General features: G+C 48.2%; 20 protein-coding genes and 1 other RNA gene. 9 read left to right on the top strand and 12 right to left on the bottom strand.

Translation table 11 applies throughout. From position 1 onward, the window contains the following. Positions 1 to 63: 63 nt before the first annotated feature. The 4 genes from ACN5NT_RS11600 to phoU all read right to left on the bottom strand — a co-directional run bounded on the left by ACN5NT_RS11600 (position 64) and on the right by phoU (position 4,684). Complete coding sequence (locus ACN5NT_RS11600) at positions 64 to 1,110, bottom strand: substrate-binding domain-containing protein (RefSeq protein WP_419175543.1); 1,047 nt, start codon at positions 1,108 to 1,110, stop codon at positions 64 to 66. Positions 1,111 to 1,181: 71 nt separating this feature from the next. Next, entirely contained in the window at positions 1,182 to 2,432 is a 1,251-nt protein-coding gene (gene pstA, locus ACN5NT_RS11595; RefSeq protein WP_419175542.1) for a phosphate ABC transporter permease PstA, read from the bottom strand. Between the two features lie 121 nt (positions 2,433 to 2,553). After that, positions 2,554 to 3,942: a phosphate ABC transporter permease subunit PstC gene (gene pstC / locus ACN5NT_RS11590; RefSeq protein WP_419175541.1), complete on the bottom strand. Its 1,389-nt coding sequence runs from the start codon at positions 3,940 to 3,942 to the stop codon at positions 2,554 to 2,556. Positions 3,943 to 4,009: 67 nt separating this feature from the next. After that, a complete protein-coding gene (gene phoU / locus ACN5NT_RS11585; protein WP_136796979.1) occupies positions 4,010 to 4,684 on the bottom strand; it encodes a phosphate signaling complex protein PhoU in 675 nt (224 codons plus the stop codon). Between the two features lie 426 nt (positions 4,685 to 5,110). Between phoU and ACN5NT_RS11580 the strand changes: the two genes are divergently transcribed. The 3 genes from ACN5NT_RS11580 to ACN5NT_RS11570 all read left to right on the top strand — a co-directional run bounded on the left by ACN5NT_RS11580 (position 5,111) and on the right by ACN5NT_RS11570 (position 9,104). Further along, entirely contained in the window at positions 5,111 to 5,845 is a 735-nt protein-coding gene (locus ACN5NT_RS11580) for a response regulator transcription factor (RefSeq protein ID WP_419175540.1), read from the top strand. After that, the gene (locus ACN5NT_RS11575) at positions 5,842 to 7,677 is read left to right on the top strand and encodes an ATP-binding protein (RefSeq protein ID WP_419175539.1); all 1,836 of its coding nucleotides are present in this window, start codon (positions 5,842 to 5,844) and stop codon (positions 7,675 to 7,677) included. Before ACN5NT_RS11580 ends, ACN5NT_RS11575 begins: the two co-directional genes overlap by 4 nt. 251 nt (positions 7,678 to 7,928) lie before the next feature. Next, on the top strand, positions 7,929 to 9,104 hold the full coding sequence (locus tag ACN5NT_RS11570; protein ID WP_419175538.1) for an ATP-binding protein: 1,176 nt from the start codon (positions 7,929 to 7,931) through the stop codon (positions 9,102 to 9,104). Here the strand turns inward: ACN5NT_RS11570 and ACN5NT_RS11565 are convergent. From ACN5NT_RS11565 to ACN5NT_RS11545, 5 genes are all read right to left on the bottom strand, one after another. Then, entirely contained in the window at positions 9,047 to 10,579 is a 1,533-nt protein-coding gene (locus ACN5NT_RS11565) for a YihY/virulence factor BrkB family protein (RefSeq protein WP_419175537.1), read from the bottom strand. The two genes, ACN5NT_RS11570 and ACN5NT_RS11565, sit on opposite strands and share 58 nt — an antisense overlap. A 120-nt stretch (positions 10,580 to 10,699) precedes the next feature. Beyond that, positions 10,700 to 10,846 (bottom strand): response regulator, encoded by a 147-nt coding sequence (locus ACN5NT_RS11560; RefSeq protein WP_136796975.1) that lies wholly within the window; start codon positions 10,844 to 10,846, stop codon positions 10,700 to 10,702. Then, complete coding sequence (locus ACN5NT_RS11555; RefSeq protein ID WP_419175536.1) at positions 10,821 to 11,258, bottom strand: HDOD domain-containing protein; 438 nt, start codon at positions 11,256 to 11,258, stop codon at positions 10,821 to 10,823. Before ACN5NT_RS11555 ends, ACN5NT_RS11560 begins: the two co-directional genes overlap by 26 nt. 37 nt (positions 11,259 to 11,295) lie before the next feature. Continuing rightward, positions 11,296 to 11,655 (bottom strand): molybdenum cofactor biosynthesis protein MoaE, encoded by a 360-nt coding sequence (locus tag ACN5NT_RS11550; RefSeq protein WP_419175535.1) that lies wholly within the window; start codon positions 11,653 to 11,655, stop codon positions 11,296 to 11,298. 61 nt (positions 11,656 to 11,716) lie between these two features. Further along, positions 11,717 to 13,651: a LysM peptidoglycan-binding domain-containing protein gene (locus tag ACN5NT_RS11545; RefSeq protein ID WP_419175534.1), complete on the bottom strand. Its 1,935-nt coding sequence runs from the start codon at positions 13,649 to 13,651 to the stop codon at positions 11,717 to 11,719. Between the two features lie 138 nt (positions 13,652 to 13,789). On the opposite strand from ACN5NT_RS11545, the gene ACN5NT_RS11540 reads away from it, so the two are divergent. The 6 genes from ACN5NT_RS11540 (at position 13,790) to tyrS (ending at position 18,887) form a co-directional block, all read left to right on the top strand. Next, positions 13,790 to 14,275 carry an NUDIX hydrolase gene (locus ACN5NT_RS11540; protein WP_136796971.1) on the top strand — a complete coding sequence of 162 codons (486 nt, stop codon included), beginning with the start codon at positions 13,790 to 13,792 and terminating at the stop codon, positions 14,273 to 14,275. A gap of 111 nt (positions 14,276 to 14,386) precedes the next feature. Beyond that, complete coding sequence (locus ACN5NT_RS11535) at positions 14,387 to 14,749, top strand: hypothetical protein (protein ID WP_136796970.1); 363 nt, start codon at positions 14,387 to 14,389, stop codon at positions 14,747 to 14,749. A 47-nt stretch (positions 14,750 to 14,796) separates the two neighbouring features. Further along, on the top strand, positions 14,797 to 15,096 hold the full coding sequence (locus ACN5NT_RS11530; RefSeq protein ID WP_136796969.1) for a cell division protein ZapA: 300 nt from the start codon (positions 14,797 to 14,799) through the stop codon (positions 15,094 to 15,096). A 122-nt stretch (positions 15,097 to 15,218) separates the two neighbouring features. Continuing rightward, positions 15,219 to 15,392, top strand: a non-coding RNA gene (gene ssrS / locus ACN5NT_RS11525) — 6S RNA. A 671-nt stretch (positions 15,393 to 16,063) separates the two neighbouring features. Then, positions 16,064 to 17,629: a ribonuclease Y gene (gene rny, locus ACN5NT_RS11520; protein WP_136796968.1), complete on the top strand. Its 1,566-nt coding sequence runs from the start codon at positions 16,064 to 16,066 to the stop codon at positions 17,627 to 17,629. Positions 17,630 to 17,675: 46 nt separating this feature from the next. Next, the gene (gene tyrS / locus ACN5NT_RS11515) at positions 17,676 to 18,887 is read left to right on the top strand and encodes a tyrosine--tRNA ligase (protein WP_419175533.1); all 1,212 of its coding nucleotides are present in this window, start codon (positions 17,676 to 17,678) and stop codon (positions 18,885 to 18,887) included. A 155-nt stretch (positions 18,888 to 19,042) separates the two neighbouring features. Here tyrS and ACN5NT_RS11510 read toward each other — a convergent pair whose 3' ends face one another. From ACN5NT_RS11510 to ACN5NT_RS11500, 3 genes are all read right to left on the bottom strand, one after another. After that, positions 19,043 to 19,444 (bottom strand): Fur family transcriptional regulator, encoded by a 402-nt coding sequence (locus tag ACN5NT_RS11510; RefSeq protein ID WP_136796966.1) that lies wholly within the window; start codon positions 19,442 to 19,444, stop codon positions 19,043 to 19,045. Positions 19,445 to 19,586: 142 nt separating this feature from the next. Then, positions 19,587 to 20,891: a radical SAM protein gene (locus ACN5NT_RS11505; RefSeq protein WP_136796965.1), complete on the bottom strand. Its 1,305-nt coding sequence runs from the start codon at positions 20,889 to 20,891 to the stop codon at positions 19,587 to 19,589. After that, positions 20,888 to 21,313, bottom strand: coding sequence for a hypothetical protein (locus ACN5NT_RS11500; protein WP_136796964.1), 426 nt, complete (start codon positions 21,311 to 21,313; stop codon positions 20,888 to 20,890). The genes ACN5NT_RS11505 and ACN5NT_RS11500 overlap by 4 nt, the downstream gene beginning before the upstream one ends. Positions 21,314 to 21,365: the final 52 nt, after the last annotated feature.

Genomic DNA, 21,365 nt, shown 5'->3' with positions numbered 1-21,365 from the left:
CAACAGCCATAGCAACCCTCAACAGGCTGCTATGGCACAGTTTTCAGTCAGAGCAAGGAATAATTACATTCCAATGGCTTTGAGGTTCTTCACGTTTGCTGCATACTCTTTACGCTCTGCATCAGGCATTGGGATCATACCTTTGTCTGCAAGGTATCCCTCGTTGCCCCAGGCTTTCTCCGCGGTGAACTCAGCCAGGTATCCTTTCATGCCCGGTATAACGTCTACATGGGCTTTCTTTACGTAGAAGAAAAGCGGACGGGAAACCGGGTATTTACCCTCTGCGATATTCTCGAAGGTAGGAGCCTCAGACTCTACGAAAGAGCCCTGGATTACGTCTGAATTCTGATCGAGGAAAGAGTAACCAAAGATACCGACAGAAACAGGGTTGGCCTGAAGCTTCTGTACGATCAGGTTGTCGTTCTCACCAGCTTCTACGTACGCACCATCTTCACGTACGGTGTGGCATACTTTCTTGTACGCTTTTTTGTCTGCCTTCTTCATCGCCGCGATGAAATCGAATTTCTTGGCACCACCTTCCATGGCAAGCTCAACAAATGCATCGCGAGTACCGGAGGTCGGAGGAGGTCCGAGAACCTCAATCTTGGTATCTGGCAGTTCTGGATTAACTTCCTTCCAGGTCTTGTAAGGGTTCGGAATGAGTTTCCCTGGATTTTTGGGATCAGGTACATCTTTAGCAAGCGCCAGGAAGATATCTTTTCTGGTTAGCTTTAAAGGGGCTGATTTCTTGGAGTTGGCAAGTACGATGCCATCGTATCCGATCTTAACTTCAACGATATCTTTAACGCCGTTGGCAGCACACTTTTCAATCTCAGAAGACTTGATAGCGCGGGAAGCGTTGGTGATATCCGGGTACTCAACGCCAACGCCACCGCAGAACAGTTTAAATCCGCCGCCTGAACCGGTAGATTCGATTTTAGGGGTTTTGAAGCCTGAGGTTTTACCGAACTGCTCAGCTACTACGGTAGCGAACGGGTAAACGGTAGAAGAACCCACTATGGAAATGTAGTCGCGGGCAGCCATTGCAGGTGCAGTGCTGATCACGGTCATGGTAAGTGCGCTTGCAAGCAGGAAGCCTTTGGTTTTCATCGTTCTTTTCTCCTTGAAAAGGTCTTTGTACTTCTGGAATTCAGCTGTTGATTCAGCCAGTTGTAAAATAACTACCACTTGATTTCGAATTTTTTCCTGAGATAAACCGCTGCACCATTCATGAGAATCAAAAAGCCAAGCAGGATCATGATCGCTGCCGAGGTTTTTTCGGTGAAGGCACGCTCAGGACTATCCGCCCAGAGAAAAATCTGAACTGGGAGGACGGTTGAAGGATCGGTGAAGCTACCAGGTACATCTACGATGAACGCGACCATTCCTATCATCAGCAGCGGGGCGGTTTCGCCTAGTGCCTGCGCCATGCCGATGATGGTTCCGGTCAACATTCCTGGTAGAGCCAGAGGGAGAACGTGATGTGTGACCATCTGGATTTTTGACGCCCCGATGCCGAGAGCTGCCTCACGAATTGAAGGAGGTACTGATTTAAGTGAAGCTCTGGCAGCGATGATGATGGTGGGCAGGGTCATCAGGGTGAGAACCAGACCACCGACGATTGGGGTCGAACGGGGCATACCCCAGAAATTTATAAAAATAGCAAGGCCGAGTAGACCGAAGATAATGGATGGTACTGCGGCGAGGTTATTGATGTTGATTTCAATAAGGTCCGTCCAGACATTATTGGGCGCAAACTCCTCGAGATAAATAGCTGCGGCAACGCCAATGGGGAAAGAGAGGGCGAGTGTCAGCAGGAGGGTGTAAAAGGAACCACGTGCCGCTCCCCAGATGCCGGCTTGTTCAGGTTCACGTGAATCACCTGAAGTGAAGAAGGTGGTGTTGAATTTTTTCTTCAACCTGCCGTTTTCTTCAAGACTATCGATCCAGCCGACCTGGTTATCTTTTACCCGGCGATCAGATTCAGGCAGATCGCGATCGTAATGGCCTTTGACCAGCATATCCACATCATCATCGGCCAATACCCATACCTGTTGTCTGGTGCCTATGATGTTCGGATTCTCTTTTACCATGTCAAAGAGGGTGAAGGCGGCTGAGTTGCTGGCAAGACCATAAAGTCGTCTTTTCTCCTTGCGGTCATTCACTTCCGGGAACATATTTCGGAGGGAAGCCTTTACAAGCCCGGGGTAGTCGGCGGCAGCAAGGTTTTCATTTTGGAAATAACCTGGGTCAAACTCCACGTCCAGTTGGACATAGGTCTGCTGAAAGGCGGTATAGCCTTTAGAAACGATAGAAATGAAAAGAAATGCCAGAAATGTCAGGGCAATGAGGATAGCAGCGATACCCATGCGTTGAAAGTTTCTCTCAGCACGGTAGCGGCGATTAAGCCCTTCATTGAATTTGAGATTCATTTTTGCTTGCTGCTCTGTAGTCTGCATTCTTTTCACTATTTCAGTGGGGGCGTATAACGCTACCCGTAATGTGTTTTGCCGTAAGGCCTGGTGCGTGATGTAATGTGTCCTGCCCTGCCTGCTACTCGTACTGTTCCCTGAATTTGCGGACAACTCTCAAGGCAATGAAGTTCAGGATCAGGGTAAAGATGAACAGGAAGAGACCAAGTGCAAATGCTGCAAGAGTTTTCGGGCTGTCAAACTCCTGGTCTCCCACCAGTAACGTGACAATCTGTACAGTTACTGTGGTAACCGCCTGTAACGGGTTGGCTGTGAGGTTGGCCGCGAGACCGGCAGCCATAACAACAATCATGGTCTCTCCAATTGCACGGGAAACAGCAAGCAGGACTCCGCCGACAATACCGGGTAGGGCCGCAGGGACAACAACATAGCGGATAGTTTCAAATTGGGTGGCGCCAAGGCCCAGAGAGCCATCTCGCAAAGTCTGGGGAACTGCATGAATAACGTCATCGGAGAGTGAAGAGATGAACGGGATAATCATGATACCCATAACCAGACCGGCGGCGAGAGCACTCTCAGAGGCAACTGAAAGACCAAAAAGCCCACCTGTATCCCGAATGAGCGGGGCGACAGTCAGGGCGGCGAAAAAGCCGTAGACCACAGTTGGTATGCCGGCCAGGATCTCCAGCAGCGGCTTGGCTATGGTTCGAACTGTGTTGCTGGCATATTCTGAGAGGTAGATAGCGGAGAACAGGCCGATGGGAATAGCCACGCACATGGCTATGGAGGCAATGAGCAGGGTGCCGGCAAAGATCGGCACAGCGCCGAAAGCACCGGACGAACCTGCCTGGTCGGCGCGGATGGCGATCTGTGGGCTCCAGTTGAGGCCGAGCAGGAACTCGTTGATGGGTATAGCCTTAAAGAATCTGATTGCCTCGAAAAGAACAGAGAGCACGATACCGACAGTGGTAAGAATCGCAACGGCGGAACAGGCAAAAAGAAATATCATGGTCAGGCCCTCAACGAGGTTCCTGGCGCGCAGTTCCGCTTTTATCCAGTAGTAGACGACTCCGGTGGCGAGCACCATTGAAGAGGTGACCGTCGTGAAGATAAGATTCCTGGCGGATGTCTGGATCTGGAGATATTGTTCCGCAGCGGATAAAATGGCCGGATTGGAAGCGTCTGATACAATATTGCCCGTGACGATATTGCGGATGTCATTGAGAACCAGGGTCAGTTCATTGGAACTCAGCTTCTGGACCTCTGCCGGCAGGGTTTTAACGATCATCTGGGTGATCACTGTAGTCTCGGCCATTTGCCAGAAGCAAAACACCAGCAGTGCAGGTATGCCGCAGGCCAATGCCATCAAAACCCCGTAGTGGTTCGGCAATGAATGCAGTTCCCGTACTCCCCCAACATCACGGGATACCGAGAAAGCCCTGTGTCTGCCGAGCAGAAAAGCACCTACAGAGAGCAGGAGAATGTATGGTAAGGTGTATGTATATGGCATCAGATCTGGTATGCTCTGGCTAATATTGACTCATGATTTTAGTGAGATATCGGTTGGTTCTTCCTGGCTATTGGGAGCGGACGATGGTTCCCTCGACAAGGTGAATGACTTCCTCTGAAATGTTGGTGGAACGGTCGGCAATCCTTTCAAGATGCCTGGCAACCAGATAGATATTAATCAGTTGTCCGGGCTGGTCCGGTTTACGCTTGATCTCTTCGCGAACCTGGTCGTAGGCGTCTATCATCATCTGATCGACATCGTCGTCTAAGATGAATACCTGACGGGCCATGGCCGGGTCTCTGTTGACAAGGGCGTCAAGGCTCATCTTCAGCATCACGATGACTTTATCTGACATCTGGGAATAATCATAAATCCAGGGGTTTTGACCATTGCCGCTCTCGTCGTATTTCTTGTAAATCGACTGAATACGCATGGCAATGCTGACAGCCATATCGGCGATTCGCTCAATTTCGTTATTGATCTTAATGACGGCAATAATAAATCGCAGGTCGCTGGCCACAGGCTGGTGAAGGGCGAGAATCTTGAGGCAGTCTTCTTCTATCTCCACTTCCATTTCATCGACTTCATAGTCGGTGAGGATCAGTTTCTGCAGTGCTTCGTCATTTCGCTCAGAGAGGCAGGCTGCTGCGGTGCGGACTCGTTCTTCCACCATCGTGCTGACCTGCATAAGCTTTTTTTTCAGGCTGAGCAGTTCGTGGTGAAATGTGTAATAAGGTTCCATGAGTGTTCCTGTTAAATTATGCGAAAAAACCAACATATGTTGGAATCTATCAATTGTTTGCAACACAGTACGCGAGGTATGTTTTTCATCAATTAGGAGAATGTTAGAATCGCATTAAAGTTAGGGAAATGGGTTGCGGCGGTGCTGAAAATACTGAATGGTATTGATTATTCCAAAGGTGCGTATCACTATTGGAGACTGATAACTGTTTGTAATTGGGTCAAAGAAGAGCTAATCCATATGCCTGTTTAAGGTGGGCACCGGGGGAACAGGTCTTTACAATCCTCGAAAAGGGAGAGTGAAGGTGCTGCATCCTGTCCGAAACAGGTCATTCCAGAAGATGATGTGAGCGTCTCAGGTCAACTACGACCCTATGAATGGTGTGGGAAATCCACCGAATTCTGAACTCACAAGGAAAAAATTACCATGGGAAAAGTACATATACTGATTGTTGAGGATGAAGCTGATATTCAACAACTCGTGAGTTATAACCTGATCAGAGCAGGGTTCAATGTCACTTGTGCCGACTCCGGCGAAGAGGCTTTGGAGTGTTTACGCGAGGAGAATATTGACTGCATGTTGCTTGATTTAATGCTTCCCGGACTGTCCGGTATTGAAGTTTGCTCAGAAGTAAAGAAAGGCAGGGCAAAAGAGTACGCTGACGTGCCGATTATCATGCTTACCGCCAAGGGTGAAGAAGAGGATGTGGTTGCCGGTCTGGATTGCGGCGCAGACGACTATATTACCAAGCCATTTTCTCCAAAAGTACTGATCGCCAGGATTAAGACTGTACTCAGGCGAAGTGCGGCCAGGCTTGATAATAAAAGCGATGGTGGGCCTTCAACAATAGTTTGCGGAAACCTCGTTATAAATCAGGGTAAGCATGAAGTTCGTTTAAATGATATTGAAATTCAGCTTACGGCTACAGAGTTCGGCATTCTCGCTCTTCTTGCCGGTAAAGCGGGGTGGGTATTCACTCGTCAGCAAATTATAGATGCGGTGCGAGGTTATGATTTTCTTATTACGCCGCGAGCTATTGATGTGCAGATTTTTGGTTTGAGAAAGAAGCTTGGTGAATCTGGTAAGATGATTGAGACTGTACGTGGAATCGGTTACAGGTTTAAGAATGTAAATCAGCAGGAAGAAGCCCTGGAAATATGAAACCTCAAAAGCTTGTCTGGCAGATATTCCCTGCAACCTTAATAGCCGTTATTGCTACGATTGCCGCCGTAACATGGTATAGTTCAATAGTTTTCCAGGAGTTTCATCTCGCTGAGGCGGAGAAGGATCTTGAGGCACGGGCCAGTCTTATAAAGTCACGTGTTCATGACTATCTTACCACCGGCGAGTTAAATGAACTGCGGGATTTCAGTAAAATAGCCGGACGTGAATCCCGTACACGCATAACGATAATCGACCTTCAGGGCCGGGTTCTTGCAGATTCGGACTCCGATCCTGAGTACATGGACAACCATCATGAACGCCCGGAAATAGCAACCGCTTATTCCGGTATCCTAGGCAGGTCCCTGCGATTAAGCAATACTCTGGGACAGTCGATGCTCTACATTGCCGTGCCACTCTTCAGCGACAACCGGCCGGCGAGTTATGTGAGCACTCCGGCCGAAGTGATTGCCGTAATCAGGATGTCGGTTCCCGTTACTTCACTTTTTGAAACCCTGAAGAGTCTCATTTTCAAAGTTGTTTTCGGATGTATCCTGATCAGTATTGGTGGTGCAGTGGTCAGTCTATTCATTTCCCGCAACATAAGCCGCCCGCTGGAAGAGATGACCAAAACCGCCGAAAAATTCGCATGTGGTGATTTTACGCAGCGCATGAGTCCCCGTCTCAACAGGGCCTCCTCCCAGGAAGTTGCCGCACTGGCGCTGTCCATGGACAAGATGGCTGAGATGCTCGATGAAAAAATCAAGGCTATCGTCACCCACAGGAACCAGTTGGAGACCGTGTTTTCAAGCATGGTTGAGTCGGTTATTGCCATCGACAGAGACGAACGGGTAATCAGCATTAACAAGGCGGCAGCCGACCTTCTCGGTATCAGCCGGGTGGCAGCGCATGGTAAAATTGTTCAGGAAGTTATCCGTCACACTCAACTCCAGGAGCAGATCCATCAGATTATAAGTACCAAGGAGTCGATGGAGGATGAGATAGTTCTTCGTGACGGTTCTGAAGAAAAATTTCTGCAGACCAGTGTAGTTACGCTGAATGACGGCAGAGGCGATAGTGTCGGTGTGCTTATTGTCATGAATGATGTGACCAGACTGCGCAAGCTCGAACACATACGGCGTGATTTTGTGGCCAATGTCAGCCATGAGCTGCGAACACCTATTACCTCGATTCGTGGTTATGTCGAAACATTGCTTGATGGGGCCCTCGATGACCGTGAGGACTCGGTTCGGTTTCTCGAGGTTGTACTCCGTCAATCCCAGCGCCTGAATGCAATTATTGACGACTTGCTCTCGCTGTCCAGAATTGAACAGGAATCGAGTGATGGTGAAGTCCACATGGAAGAAAGCCCACTGTGCTGTGTTGTGGAATCCGCAGTTCAGACCTGCCAGGTAAACGCTCAGCAGCGTGGGGTTCAGGTCGATTTGCAGTGTGTGGAGGGTATCCTGGCCAACATGAATGGTACATTGATTGAGCAGGCGGTTGTGAATCTGCTGGTCAACGCCATTAAGTATAGCAAAACCGGCGATACCATAACTGTCCGCAGCAAATTGTTGAAAATGGGCGATAGTAGTAAGGTCTGTATTTCTGTGAAAGACACCGGCTGTGGTATTTCACCAGAGCATTTGCCAAGGCTTTTTGAGCGCTTTTATCGAAGTGATAAAGCTCGCAGCAGGGATCTCGGTGGAACAGGTCTTGGCCTTGCCATAGTTAAACATATCATTCAGGCTCACGGAGGAAGTGTCGAGGTGAAAAGCGAACTTGGCAAAGGTTCGGAGTTTATCCTGACTCTGGATGGTCGAATGGCATAGCATAATAGCTGGTACATGTCTGTAAAAAAGGGCTTTCTTCCAATGGTAGAAAGCCCCTTTTTATTTTTATGACGGATTCACAGGAGAGTCGATCAACTTCCTTCCCCTGCAGTTGGACAGGGAAAAAAAAATTATGGTATCGTGAAATAGTATTGATTTGCACTGTAGAACTACAGCCTCCAGCTGATTACTATTTATTTTTCAGCTGTGTTCTTATGGTTTGGACCCTGGCAGATAATAGCGGACTTTTTATGAGTAAAAGGAAACAAAATCTGCATGGTGGCAAGGGATTTTTGTCATCTTCTGTAACTTTTTCCGGCGATCTGCTTGGCAGGATTTTTGATAGCCTTGACAGCCTGATTTATATTGTCGAGCCGAAATCGGATCGAATTATGTTTGTCAACAAGGCCTTTAAAAAGGTCTTCGGTCATGATCTCATAGGCCGGAAAAGTGATGATCTGGTGAAAAAATATTCGGCAGATGAAGCAGACGATACCGGCTGCGAAACGCGCGCTGTTTCCGGAAAAATGCTGCCGGGAGATCAATTTCGCGAATATCAATATCCATTAACCAAAAAGTGGTATCGGGAAAAGGTAGTGGAACTGGAATTGAATGAGGGGCAGTTGTTCAGGCTCGTTATTGCCTACGATATAACAGAGCAAAAGCAGTTAGAGAGTTTTTTGAGCGAAGCCCGCAAGCAGGCCAATAGCAGTATTTCAGCCAATAGCAAGTATGTGGCGTTGGTTGCCCATGACTTGAAGTCACCTTTTCATTCAATCATCAGCATGCTCCAGCGCATACTCAAAAAGGAAACATTTGACCATACGATTCACCAGCAGTTTCTGGAAAATATCATCAAAAACGGTGAACGTATGCTGAGGATGATCGACAGTCTGCTCGATATTCACCGAATGGATAAAGGAGAGATACGACTTGAGCAGACCTTTTTTAATCTGCACGATGCGATAACGGAAATATTTGATAATTATGCCCATCCTTCCATGCAGAAGAAGCTGGTTATGGTGAATAGGGTACCAAAAGATATAGAGATTTTTGCGGATAAAAATCTCTATTCAGTGGTACTCAACAACCTGATTTCCAATGCGGTAAAATTCAGTTTTGAGGGTGGTAGGGTGGACGTCTTTGTCGACGACAAAGATGACCGTGTGGTGCTGGTGGTGAAAGATGAGGGCAAGGGCATAGCAGATAAGTTGATAAACGATATTTTCCGACCGGATGTGAATACCACCCAGGTAGGGACTTCAGGAGAAAGTGGTTCCGGGCTGGGATTGATATTCTGTCAGCAGATAATGAAAGCTCACGGCGGCAGCATCTGCCTGAAATCTATCGAGGGCGCCGGAGCCAGCTTTTATGTGGAGCTTTCCCCTTCCTGCCGTTTACCTGAGGAGGATGACCCCGATAGCTGATTTACGACATCCTGCCCGGTAAGGGCTCCAGCTCCACCCACCATCCTGAGGCTTGATTGGCCGCCGGGAGTATCTGCGGCATCTGTGCCGAGGATCGCATCCACTATCATCTGTTTACTGTAGTTTCCAGCCGGCAATAACTGTTCCTGAATAGCAGTAAGGTAAAGGAGCTCCGCTTTTTGTAAATCGGCGACGACCTCCTCGATAAGGCGTGCGCTATACGACGAGAGTTTGTCAGCCAGGCTGTTCACCGTCACGCTCTGGTGTGTTTGATACCCTGCTGTAACTTCGCTCATTATATCCAGTGCAGCGCCAAGTTTTCTTGCAGGAGAAGAAGAACTGCTGCGTAATGAGTAACTGTTGATATGCTGACAGGCATAGGCTATCTGGGCTCCACCGAGGATGAAAAGCCAGCCGAGATACATCCAGACTAGAAAGAGGGGCAGGGTGGCAAAAGAACCATAGATCGCATTGTATTTCGAGACACCGACCTGCAGCGTAATATACGCATTCTGGACAACAAACCAGGCAATGGCGGCTAACACTGCCCCGATGGCCGCAGGCAGGGAGCGCACTTTGGTATTTGGAAAGAAAATGTAGATTATGTAAAGAGTTAAAGAGATGAAGAAAATAGGTATCAGTTTTAATATCAGGGTCTCCAGCCACTGAAAAGGAAACAGCATTTCAAATTTGGAGGCCAGGGTGGGGTTTTTCAGAAACGCACTGGCCGCAAAGGCAACATTGATGGAAATGGGCATCAAAATTAAAAGTGTCAGATAATCGGAAACTTTCCTGATTATCGACCTGCTGCTTTCAACATGCCAGATGGCATTCATAGCCATTTCAATATTACCGAGTACCAGAATAACGCTGAGCAGGATACCGACCACACCAAAGGTTCCCAGGGTGGCGAAATTGGTCTTGTCCACATAATTGAACAGCTTATCCACGGCCGATCGCATATGGGTAGCCATGCCTGCGGTACCGCTGTCATCAGCTTTGGCTACTGCTGCACTCTCTTCCCCTGCAGGGGTGGCGGGCGGCGTGGCTGGCACCGAACTCCGGTCCCCTGTGGGGGATTGCTGCTGAACAGTAACCTGCTCAAGGGTAAGATCTTTTGCACTTGTAGGGCTGGGCGTGATGCTATCGATATAGCCGTAGGCGACATCGCGCAATTGATCGCCGCCACCGAGGCCTTTAACGACAGCGGTGGACATCGCCAGAAGAGGCACCAGGGACAGGAGCACCGTATATGTCAGGGCGCCTGAGCGTAGAGCGATATCGTTTCTCTTGAGTTCAGAGAACATTATCATCAGCACTCGCACAACGTTACGCAACAGGCCGGTCAGAGTTCCCGAAGAGTCGGAAGGCGAATGTACCCATCGGTTGAGAGCACTGATCGAATCGGCTGCACCATTTTTGAAAAAATGATTTTTACCGCATGTTTCGTCTGAGTTTTTGCCGTTTTTGGTCATGGTGAATATCTTGAGGGTCAATAGGTGTGGAGCCACTTATCAAGAATCTGAAAGACCACCTCACGCTTGATTGGTTTGGATATATAATCTGTCATTCCGGCTTCCAGGCATTGCTCGTGATCACCTTTCATACCTTATGCCGGCTTCCTGGTTCTGCATCAGAAGGGGGAGAGCCCTGGCGGAATCAGTTTCGATTTCGACCTCGATGCCTGCCCGACCAAGCAGGGTACTGAGGACATCATTATTGGCACCATTGTCGTCGACCACCAGAATTTCCTCTCAAGTCTGCAGATGGTGCTGGTCTTCGCGGAACTTTTCCCGACTTCGCCACCCTTGTGGTGAAATTGAAGGCCGTTCCTTTGCCGGTCAAAACTGAGGTGTTGGTCAAGTCGATGAAAAACATCTTCAAGGCCTCAGTCAGGGCAATGTTGTGCAGATTCTTTTTGCCAAGCAACGTTATGGCGCGACTCACTGAGTCAACTTTATACAGCAGTCCGCAATATGGACTGTTGACGAGTTTGAGGAGGCGAACCATCAACACAGGATTCATGGTAATCACCTCGTCGAACTGCTTCCTGGTAGTGCTCTCGTCTGCCATAAGGCGTGAAAGGCGCGTCACGGTGAACGGCAGGGTCTGAGCATCACTGAATTGGCTGAAGAAGGAGAGTGATGGGGGCATGGTATCCTGGTATTGATGGTGAAGAGGCCGTGGTACTTCAGGCTATTTCCCGTTTGGTCACAGCCTCTGCTTTAACGCGGTCGAGCAGATCGGCCAGGACCGGTTTGATATTTTCACGTATATCTCCGGCTACTATGATAAAGAGCAGATCGTCACCGGGTGAAAAGGTACCTTCGTAGGCTTTGATGACTATATCGAAAATGCCCTCTTTTTTCAGATACTCCTGGCGAAGTTGTTCGATTCTGTCAAAGTCCGGACGTACTTCCAGGGCGGAAACATCTGATCTGTCCTTGCGGGACCAGTTTCGGACCACACCGTTATGGATCAAAATCATGCCGACGTTATCCTTAAATCCTGGTTTTTGCTTGAGTTGGGCAACTGCTTCAGTGATATCCATGCGCACTTCCTTTCCGGTGATATTGATGTTACAAGGGCTGTAGACGGGCTTTTCGTTTTTGTCAGCGCTCCACGACTATTGGTATTACCAGAGTCTGGGATTGCTGGATGGTACTGTAATCTATGCTATCATTATACTTTTTTAACAGCCAGAGGGGGATATGAAATTTGCGGTTGCACAGATTCCAAATGGTATCTCCCGGCTGAACCTCGTAAGTTATCTGGTCCGCAACCTGAAACGCTGCAAAGAAATCTTCTTGATTTTCTCTGGCAAAATCAGCACGGAGATCTGCAAATTCAGCGGCAGAAATCTCATCGTAGAGCACGATCAGTTTTTGGCCCGGCTGGATAGTATCAGTGATTGCAAGCTTGTTGGCTTTTCGTAATTCAGCTTCATCCATTTTTAACCAATGGGCAAAAAGCGGCAGGGTTTCATCCGGGTGAACAGAGATCGTATCTCTCTTGAGAGCTTCGCGGGCAACAGGGGTCTGCTCGGGATACAGTTTTTTCCGTGCTCTTATTACAGGGACCTGAGCAGTTTTTTTTTCATCTGGTGAAGAAAAGCGCTTGAAACTTTCTCGTTCTGAAGCGAGATGGGGCAGTAGTGGTTCAGCAGAACTGAGTCTCGGATGAGAAGGGATGCGGAGTTTCTGGCCCACGTATATTCGTGCGTCGGAATCGAGGGCATTGGCACGCAGCAGCACCTTGAGCGGGATATCGTTGTTTGAGGCTATCGCTCCGGCTGTATCGCCACGCTTGACCCGGTAGAGCGATTCCGTCATCTGGGAATTTGAGAGCATTCTGAGAGGGATTGTTGTTATCAGCTTCTCAGTCCTGGCTCCGGCTGGCAGTCGGAGTTGATACCTGCGGGGGATAAGACGCTTTCCCTGGAAAACGGGATCCCGCAAGGCCGGGTTAAGGATTTTTAGTTCCTTCTCATTCAAGGCAAAATGTTTCTTCACATCATAGAGATGTATAAAGCCGGGCAGGGGGTAGGTGGCAAATATCAGAGCCTGGTCTTTAGGGATTGAGGAATCTTGTTCAAGGTGGGTTGCAACCTTGAGCGCTGCCAGGAACTCCGAATAAAAGTTTCTTGACGCAAAGCCAAAATGACCTTCACTATAGCTGGTATAGATGGCAGGGTAGCTGCCATGGGAATTCTGGGCGCGTAACATGCCGGCGGTACCATAATTGTAGGCAGTGATTGCCTCGGGCCATTCGCCCAGAAGCATATAACTGTTTTTCAGGTACTTGGCTGCGGCCTCGGCGGCGATTAGAGGGTCCCTACGTTCGTCGACAGTGTCGTTAATCTGCATATATTGTTCACCGGTGGCTTTGGTGAACTGCCAGACTCCAGCAGCGCCGAATTTACTGTATGCCTTTGGGTTGAAGGATGATTCGACGTGCGGCAGGTAGGCAAGTTCGACCGGTAGGCCGTAGTCGGTCAGGATCGCTTTGATGGCACCTATATAGGCTCCTGAGCGGGTCACGCCTTCTATGAAACGTTCTTTCAGTCCGGTCTGACTGCGAATCCGGCCGGCAGCTTCCGTCATCTGTTTGAGACGTTCTGGTCCTGAAAACATGGCTGCAATCCGTATTTCTTCCACGGTTACAGGTGGGTTTCCTTTGCCAAGTCCTTCGAGTATGTTCTTATATTTCTCAACGGCCTGTTGGATTGCTGTCCTGTTGATTTTTTCGGCGGCCGGCAGATTTCTGTCCAGGAGCTGAATGACCTCATAAATCCTGGACAGATCCTCATGGTCATGAATGACCGAGGAATGTATTGAATGGGTTGAATAAATGTCTTCCCAGAATTTTACAGCCGCTTTGATTTCAGGGTATTCAGGAAAGATCTTATTGGATGCAGCCCCACTGGTTCTGGGGAGACAGATGCTGATAGTCAGTAACAGAACAAACAGAGGGAGTTGCCAGCATAGCATGGGGTGGAAGAGAACAGAAGATGAGCGGCCCGGCGGGTGATGACGAAAATCTATCATATGAAAATATTAAATAGTATTGAATATGAGTTAAGCAATTTCCAAACCTATAGCACACATGACATACCATCGGAATAGTTTTCTGGAACTGGTACGTTGAGGTAATTACTCCAGCTGGAGTGAAATAAGGAGTTATAAGTGTATACACCAATAATAGGAACACTCGGTTACATTTTGTCACCCGATAAGAAGAAAACACTCATGGTACATCGAAACAAGCGACACGACGATCAACACCTGGGAAAATATAATGGTCTTGGCGGCAAGATGGAGCCCAATGAGGACGTTTTTGGTTGTCTGGCGAGGGAAATACGTGAAGAGGCAGGTATAAAAATCGTGGAAACAACCCTTCGGGGCACAATTAACTGGACCGGTTTTGGCCCCAATGGGGAAAATTGGTTCGGATTCATCTTTCGAGTGGAAAGCTTTGAAGGAGAGCCTGGAAAAACAAATGAAGAGGGCGATCTGGAATGGGTTGAGGTTGAGAGAATTATGGAACTGCCAATGTGGGAGGGGGATCGTCATTTTCTGCCTCTGGTTTTTGACGATGATCCGCGGATATTTCACGGTTATATGCCCTATGAAAACGATAGGCCGTTAAGTTGGGAGTATACGAGAATGTAGAAAATATGCGGCCTGGGGACAGCTCTTTCAGCTTGCGGAAGATCGTTTGCATGGTATAGTCTGGCTGAAACAGATTTAATCAATCCTTATCCCAAGAGAAGGAGTAGAGATATGTCTCAGGAGAGCGAATTACGACGTCTTGAGAGCTTCGTCAGCAAATTGCTGGTGAGTTACCAGGAACTGAAGTTGGAGAACGACAAGCTGACCCTGGAACTGCAGGAGCAGTATGAGAGTGTTGCCCAGATGAAAGACAGGCTTGCGGTTCATGAGAACGAACGCAGCGAGATCAGCACCCGGGTAAATGGCTTGATTGAACAGATCGAAGAGTGGGAAATCAACCTGGGAGAAGAAGTATTTGATACTTTGACTCTTGACGATCACACTGAACAGCGTAATCTGTTTAATTCAAGTGAGACAGAAACTGCTGTTGATGGTGCCCAGGCAGATCAGCAAGAGAGTGGCCGTACCAGCTGATATTAACCGAAGCAGGCAGAATCGTATTGGGGTGAAATACAGTCATAATGTCTGAAACTGAACGTTTGGTCCGGTTTGAGCTGTTCGGGCAGGAATTTAAATTTTATACTGCTGCCACCGAGGCAGAGATGGATGCGATTCTGGAACTGGTTCGCGAGCAGGTTGAAGGAAATCTCAGCACGCGAACTGGAACATTACCGGCAAGTAAAATAGCAGTGATGGCATGTTTGAATATTGCATCTAAATATGTTCAGTTAAAACAGGATTTTGAGAGTTATAAAACGGACAATGAAAGCCGTTTTTACGACTTGAGCGAAAAGATACGAAACAGTCTTCCTCAAGGCTGATGCTGCAACTATATTTTGTTTTCGTTTAGTTGAAAGTTTGCTATACTGAAGTCTGATTTGAAGATTGTTTGATCTGGTAGAAAATAGAGTGATTCTACCTTTCAGGAAGTAGAATTTTAGAGATTTCCCTGCGCTGTTGGTGATCTGCTGTGTGTGTTGAGCCAACTCTCAAAAAAAGGGTACCTCCCCTTACTGATTAAGGAAAATCCATACGGAATTTCCTGAAGTAGTTATGAGGCTGCCCACCTAATTCATTAGGTTTAACTGACCTGTCGACACGGCAGTGCGGGGAAGTTACTAGCTCAGAGCGAATTCGCTGAAATTCGTTCTGTTTATATATGCGGCTGGCTGGCAGGATATCGGTATTACGGCCGAATTTTAATTTAACACGACTGAGTGCAGCAGGGATGCTGTTTGAAAGAGATTACGGACATTAAAGAAGCAGGGTAGCTTTTCAGATATCTGTTTTGAGTGTCAGATTTGCACGGAGCAAAGAGACAATTGCCCGAAGTGGTATATAGAGTTCGAGGGAGGGGCATCGGTTTGATACATGACAATAATAAGCATTGTGTATCGGTACGATGAATAGAGAAGGATGGTTTTTATGAATGAACACAAGACCATATAGGCTGGTACGACGGTAAGATGTACGATGTTTCTGTGGCATTGGCCAGCCCTTTCATCCGCTTACTTCAAGCTTAAGAGCAATTGACAGTTTTGGTGTAGCTTACCGGGCAAGTTCCCCGCTATTTGGGGTGAAATACATTATGTTAGAGAGTTGGTGGGTGTAATCAGCCAGTTTACCAACTTTTGACAGTTGTATGATCGCTCGTTATCTGAAAAAGTTGGGGATTTTCCCCGACTTAAAGAATCTTCCCGTTTATTATCCCCGTCTTGTAATCCCACTTTTCATACGCCTGTTATTCCTTTCTGCGCGATCAGTTACAGCATACACAGGAATAACGTCATGAGCGTATTGAACCACCCATCGCTTTTCATCATACTAGGCTTGACGCTTGGCGCAGTTGTTGGATATCTCTTGCGCAAGCAGTTTATTGAAGGCCACCAGCGAAATATTCAGGCCCAGAGCAAGCAGATAATAGAAACTGCCATAATCGAGGCTGAACAACTCAAGAAAGAAGCACTTCTCCAGAGTAAGGAAGAAGCGTATCAGATCAAGCAGGCTCACGAAAGAGAACTGAAAGCAGAAAAAGACGAGATCAAGTCTGAAGAGCGTCAGCTGAATCGTAAGCGAGAGACCCTGAAGAAAGAATGGGACAATCTGGACCGTAAGGGGAGAGAACTTAAGTCCTTTGAGGACACCTTGCGCAGCAAAGAGACGGGTATTGCCGAGAAATATAAAGAGGTTGATAATCTCATCGGTAAACAACGCTATGAAATGGCCCGTATCGCCGGCATCAGTCAGGAAGAGGCCAAGAAGATGCTCATGGACTCGCTGGAAAGCGAAGCCCGTATGGAAGCAGCGAAAAGGCTTGCCCGAATTGAAAACGAAATGAAAATGGAGGCGGATCGCAAGGCCAAGAATATTCTGGCATTGGCGATCTCCCGTTACGCTGGCGATTATGTCGCAGACAAGACAGTCTCCATGGTGCCACTGCCCAACGATGAGATGAAAGGGCGGATTATCGGGCGTGAGGGACGGAATATCAGGGCAATTGAGGCTGCCACCGGCATTGATATCATTATAGATGATACCCCCGAGGCTGTTATTCTGTCCGGGTTCAACCCGGTACGTCGTGAGGTTGCCCGTCTTGCCCTTCTGCAGCTCATAAATGATGGCAGGATTCATCCTGGTCGCATTGAAGAGGTGGTTACCAAGGTTACCAAGGAGCTGGAGGTCACCATCCTGGAAGCTGGTGAGCAGGCAACATTTGATGTGGGGGCGCACGGAGTTCACGTAGAGCTTATTAAACTGCTGGGTAGACTCAAGTATCGTACCAGTTACGGTCAGAATGTATTGCAGCACTCGCTTGAAGTTGCTTTTCTCTGCGGTATTATGGCTGCTGAGCTTGGGTTGGATGTTAAAGTCGCCAAACGGGCGGGCCTCCTGCATGATATTGGTAAAGCTGTTGATCATGAGGTGGAAGGGTCCCATGCCATTATTGGTCGTGACCTTGCCAAAAAATACGGTGAGACCGAAGACGTTGTTTACGCTATAGGCGCTCATCACGAAGATCAGCCTCCACAATCAGTACTTGATGTGCTGGTTCAGTCTGCCGATGCGCTCTCCGGTGCAAGGCCGGGGGCGAGAAAAGAAATGCTCCAGAGTTACGTAAAGCGACTCGAAGATCTCGAAAATATTGCCAACGCCTGTCAGGGCGTTGAAAAGTCCTATGCCATTCAAGCCGGACGTGATTTGCGGATAATAGTTGATGCCAGCAAGATCAACGATGATGCGGCTATCTTGATGAGCCAGGACATTGCCCGGTCCGTTGAAGAGAAATTGACCTACCCAGGCCAGATACGGGTGACAGTAATCAGGGAAACTCGTGCCGTTGAGTACGCTAAGTAAAGTTAATAAATGGTCAGTAAATAAGAAAGGATAGGGCAATACAGTAATGCAATCTATTGAGGAACAGTTAGAACTTATCGAGCGAGGTGTCGTTGATTTCATCTCCCGGGAGGAGCTGAAAAAAAAGCTCGCGAAATCAGCTGAAACAGGTGTGCCGCTGAAAGTGAAAGCGGGCTTTGACCCCACCGCACCTGATCTGCATCTTGGCCATACCGTGCTGTTGCAGAAGCTGAAGCACTTTCAGGACCTTGGCCATCAGGTATACTTTTTGATCGGTGACTTTACCGGTATGATCGGTGACCCGACAGGTAAGTCCGAGACCCGCAAGGCGCTCACCCCTGAAGATGTTGCCAATAATGCAGAGTCTTACAAGGAGCAGGTATTTAAAATTCTCGATCCTGAAAAGACCGAGGTCGTATTCAATTCCACCTGGCTCGGTGGCCTGAGCTCTTACGATATGATAAAGCTCGCTTCTGAGTTGACTGTGGCCAGAATGTTGGAGCGGGAGGATTTTCGAACCCGCTTTGATAGTGGCAAACCAATTTCCATTCATGAGTTCATGTACCCCCTGATTCAGGGGTATGATTCTGTGGCCATGGAAGCGGATGTTGAGCTTGGCGGCACCGACCAGTTGTTCAATGTACTTATGGGGCGGGATCTCCAGCGGTCACGTGGTCAGGCGCCTCAGGTGGTATTGACCATGCCGTTGCTGGAAGGTCTGGATGGTGTAAACAAGATGAGCAAATCGCTCGGCAATTACATTGGCATTACTGAGCCCGCCAACGATATCTACGGCAAGGTGCTTTCCATATCCGACGAGTTGATGTTCCGTTATTATGAGTTGCTCAGTGATCTTTCAAAAGCTGAGATTGCAGATTTGCAAGTGGGCATAGAGAAAGGCGAGCTGCACCCTAAAGAGGTGAAGAAGAAGCTTGCCCGTGAACTGACTGCCCGTTACCACGGTGAAGAGGCTGCCGTTGCTGCAGAAGAGAACTTTGAGCAGGTATTCAAGCAGGGTGGTCTGCCGGATGACATTCCAGTTGTTGAAGTTTCAGCCAGTGAGCCGGTGTGGATCCCTCAGTTACTGCTTGATGCCGAACTGGTTGCCTCAACTTCAGACGGCCGCAGGATGATAAAGCAGAACGCCGTATCAATCGATGGCGAGAAGGTCACCGACATGAAGGGCACAATTGAACCAAGTGGCGAGGTGTTGCTGAAGGTTGGCAAGCGCAGATTCAGCAAGGTGAAGTTCGTCTAATCCCGACTGTAAAGTGAAATAAAAAAGGCCGGTTCGCTCTGTCGCGAACCGGCCTTTTTTATTTTGTGCGTCTGACTTGCCGTATTCAGAAAAATCAGAAAATTTTCAGGAACTTACAAGGGTAACATCAATCGGTTTTAGCTTATCAACCTGTGTTACATGCCATTTTTACGGCAGGTACCACAAACTCCGGAAAATTCGATGTGGTGACCAATCACCTCATATTGGCTGGCTTCCATGGCAGCTACATTGATGTGTTCCTGGACGGGGATGTCTATATCGTCAACTTTGCCACAGCTGGCGCAGCGTATGTGGTAATGAGGATCTACAGTTGCGTCGAAACGCTTCTGGGTACCACCGACCTCTAATTTGAGGATTACTCCGCTGTCAGCAAGCAATTCAAGGTTTCTGTAAACGGTGCCTAGGCCAATCCTCGGCAACCTCTTGCGAACCATATCATAAACTTCGTTGGCAGTCGGGTGGGAAGTAACCTTGCCGAGTTCTTCGAGAATAACCTGGCGCTGAGTGGTCAGTCGCATATTCGGTAGAGATTCCATATCATTATCCCGCTAAATTCTAAGTATTAATAAATGTTATTAGCTGACATTGTATATCAAAATGAAAAAATATCAATGAAAAAGTCCACAGGGATAATAAGTTACACGTTGTGGTACTTTTGGCCGGCGTGGGGAATGAAATTCAGGGTTTAATTGTGAAGCCGTTGGCTAAAGGAGGGTTAAAATAGCCAAATTTCAATGTGGGACATTCCTCTTTAAGCAAGCTGAGCCAATTGCGAACACCCAGTGCTTTTTCGGTCGGCTGAAAATCAATTGTTTTCAGGTACCACTCAGGATCCATGTTGAGGTTTCTCAGTTGAATAAAGTCAGGGGACAACTCTTCAACAAAGCTACATAAACTATCAAACTCCTGAGGAGAGTCGGTAAATCCCGGCAGGATGAAGTAATTCAGTGAGACGAACTTACCGTGAGATTTCATCACTGCTATCGATTTTTTCACGTCATCGAAGCAATATCCTTTGGGGCGATAGTATCTGAGATAACGGTCTTCCTGAACTGAATTCAAGCTGACCCGGAGCGAGTCAAGACCCGCTCGAGCGAGGTTTTCTACCTTATCGGGCAAGCTGGCATTGGAGTTTAGGTTGACTGTACCCTTGGATGTTTTTTGGCGGATAAGGCCTATTGCCTTTTCGATGGTACTGGCCTGCAGCAGTGGCTCTCCCTCACATCCCTGGCCGAAACTGACAATAGCCCTTTCTGCTGTATTGAGATGAGCGACTGCCATCTGGCAAATTTCATGCGGAGTCGGAACAAAAGCTATTCGATCCTGGGTTGAAGGGCAGCAACCCGATTCCTGCAACGATATACAACCTACACAACGGGCATTACATTCAGGCGATGTAGGTAGAGGTGCTTCCCAGCGCCCGAGAAAATAATTTCTTGCTGCGGGGCAACCATAGGTGAGACAGCATTTGCCCAGATGCTGGATCAATCTGTTATTTGCATTCGCTTTAAGAACTGCTTTGGTTTTGCGGTTGACTGTTTCCTGCTTGTACTGATCGCAGTCCTGCCGGATATCGGAGTCGCTGCGAAAAGCAGGCACCCAGAACTGGTTGTTAAACCAACCAACGGCAGTGTAGGCAAAGAGCGGGAGAGTGGGAGCACCTTTCTTCGTCTGAAAAGCGCTGCTCAGCGCACTGGTGTGAGCCGGTGACATGAATGCGGCAACAGCCTGAATATCACGGCCGGGTTCGAAGGGGTCTTCCTCAAGGAGCAGCGGTTCACCACTGTCAGGGTCGCAGCCAACCGGAAGCCTCATTGGCAGAGCGAAAAGTTCGCTGCCTTCAGGCAGGGGAATGAGGTCATCCAGCTCTGGACGCACAAATTCTCCAGCGGCGCTGCCGCACATCTGCAGGTCTGGAAAATCTGTGATAGTTCCCTGATCATCCGCGATGACCAGAGAAGGTATTTCAGTTGGATGAATCACTGTGGTCTGAGTACTCGCATGACTGAATCTATAGCGCGATAAATATCAAGATCATCTCCAAATACATCTAAAATATCAGGATGATTGATGAGGTCTTCAACAACATACTGGGTCAAATAGAGGCTGACGATATTGGGGTCCTGAACCAGGGTGCGCAAAGGTGCAATTTTCATCTGCAGGTCAAAATCATCGAGGTGAGGCAGCTTCTGCAACTGGTCTTCTATCGATTTCTGAATATTGGCGACGGCACTGCACTCGATAACCTCGCGATCAATGAGGCGTTGAACCAGCCTGACAGTTAAGGGTTCGGCATGCTCTTTCGCAGTCCGGAACATCTTTCTCCGCTCACGCTCGCGTTTGCGGTCAATTGCACGAATAGTTTTGTCTGTAGATCTGTTAGCACTAACACTTACTTTAGCCATCTATACCTCCCGGAGGATGTCGGCCCGCCAGGCGGGTTTTATCGTAGATTTT

Origin of the sequence: Desulfosediminicola sp., assembly GCF_048381775.1 — a bacterium.
Taxonomy (GTDB): domain Bacteria; phylum Desulfobacterota; class Desulfobulbia; order Desulfobulbales; family Desulfocapsaceae; genus Desulfopila; species Desulfopila ganghwensis.
Note: the sequence above shows the minus strand (reverse complement) of the source record. Positions and strands in the feature narration are given on the sequence as shown.

Coding starts and splice junctions, on each gene's coding strand:
- ACN5NT_RS11600 (WP_419175543.1), bottom strand. CDS start 1,110: ATGAAAACCAAAGGCTTCCTGCTTGCAAGCGCACTTACCATGACCGTG.
- pstA (WP_419175542.1), bottom strand. CDS start 2,432: ATGAATCTCAAATTCAATGAAGGGCTTAATCGCCGCTACCGTGCTGAG.
- pstC (WP_419175541.1), bottom strand. CDS start 3,942: ATGCCATATACATACACCTTACCATACATTCTCCTGCTCTCTGTAGGT.
- phoU (WP_136796979.1), bottom strand. CDS start 4,684: ATGGAACCTTATTACACATTTCACCACGAACTGCTCAGCCTGAAAAAA.
- ACN5NT_RS11580 (WP_419175540.1), top strand. CDS start 5,111: ATGGGAAAAGTACATATACTGATTGTTGAGGATGAAGCTGATATTCAA.
- ACN5NT_RS11575 (WP_419175539.1), top strand. CDS start 5,842: ATGAAACCTCAAAAGCTTGTCTGGCAGATATTCCCTGCAACCTTAATA.
- ACN5NT_RS11570 (WP_419175538.1), top strand. CDS start 7,929: ATGAGTAAAAGGAAACAAAATCTGCATGGTGGCAAGGGATTTTTGTCA.
- ACN5NT_RS11565 (WP_419175537.1), bottom strand. CDS start 10,579: ATGACCAAAAACGGCAAAAACTCAGACGAAACATGCGGTAAAAATCAT.
- ACN5NT_RS11555 (WP_419175536.1), bottom strand. CDS start 11,258: ATGCCCCCATCACTCTCCTTCTTCAGCCAATTCAGTGATGCTCAGACC.
- ACN5NT_RS11550 (WP_419175535.1), bottom strand. CDS start 11,655: ATGGATATCACTGAAGCAGTTGCCCAACTCAAGCAAAAACCAGGATTT.
- ACN5NT_RS11545 (WP_419175534.1), bottom strand. CDS start 13,651: ATGATAGATTTTCGTCATCACCCGCCGGGCCGCTCATCTTCTGTTCTC.
- ACN5NT_RS11535 (WP_136796970.1), top strand. CDS start 14,387: ATGTCTCAGGAGAGCGAATTACGACGTCTTGAGAGCTTCGTCAGCAAA.
- ACN5NT_RS11530 (WP_136796969.1), top strand. CDS start 14,797: ATGTCTGAAACTGAACGTTTGGTCCGGTTTGAGCTGTTCGGGCAGGAA.
- rny (WP_136796968.1), top strand. CDS start 16,064: ATGAGCGTATTGAACCACCCATCGCTTTTCATCATACTAGGCTTGACG.
- tyrS (WP_419175533.1), top strand. CDS start 17,676: ATGCAATCTATTGAGGAACAGTTAGAACTTATCGAGCGAGGTGTCGTT.
- ACN5NT_RS11510 (WP_136796966.1), bottom strand. CDS start 19,444: ATGGAATCTCTACCGAATATGCGACTGACCACTCAGCGCCAGGTTATT.
- ACN5NT_RS11500 (WP_136796964.1), bottom strand. CDS start 21,313: ATGGCTAAAGTAAGTGTTAGTGCTAACAGATCTACAGACAAAACTATT.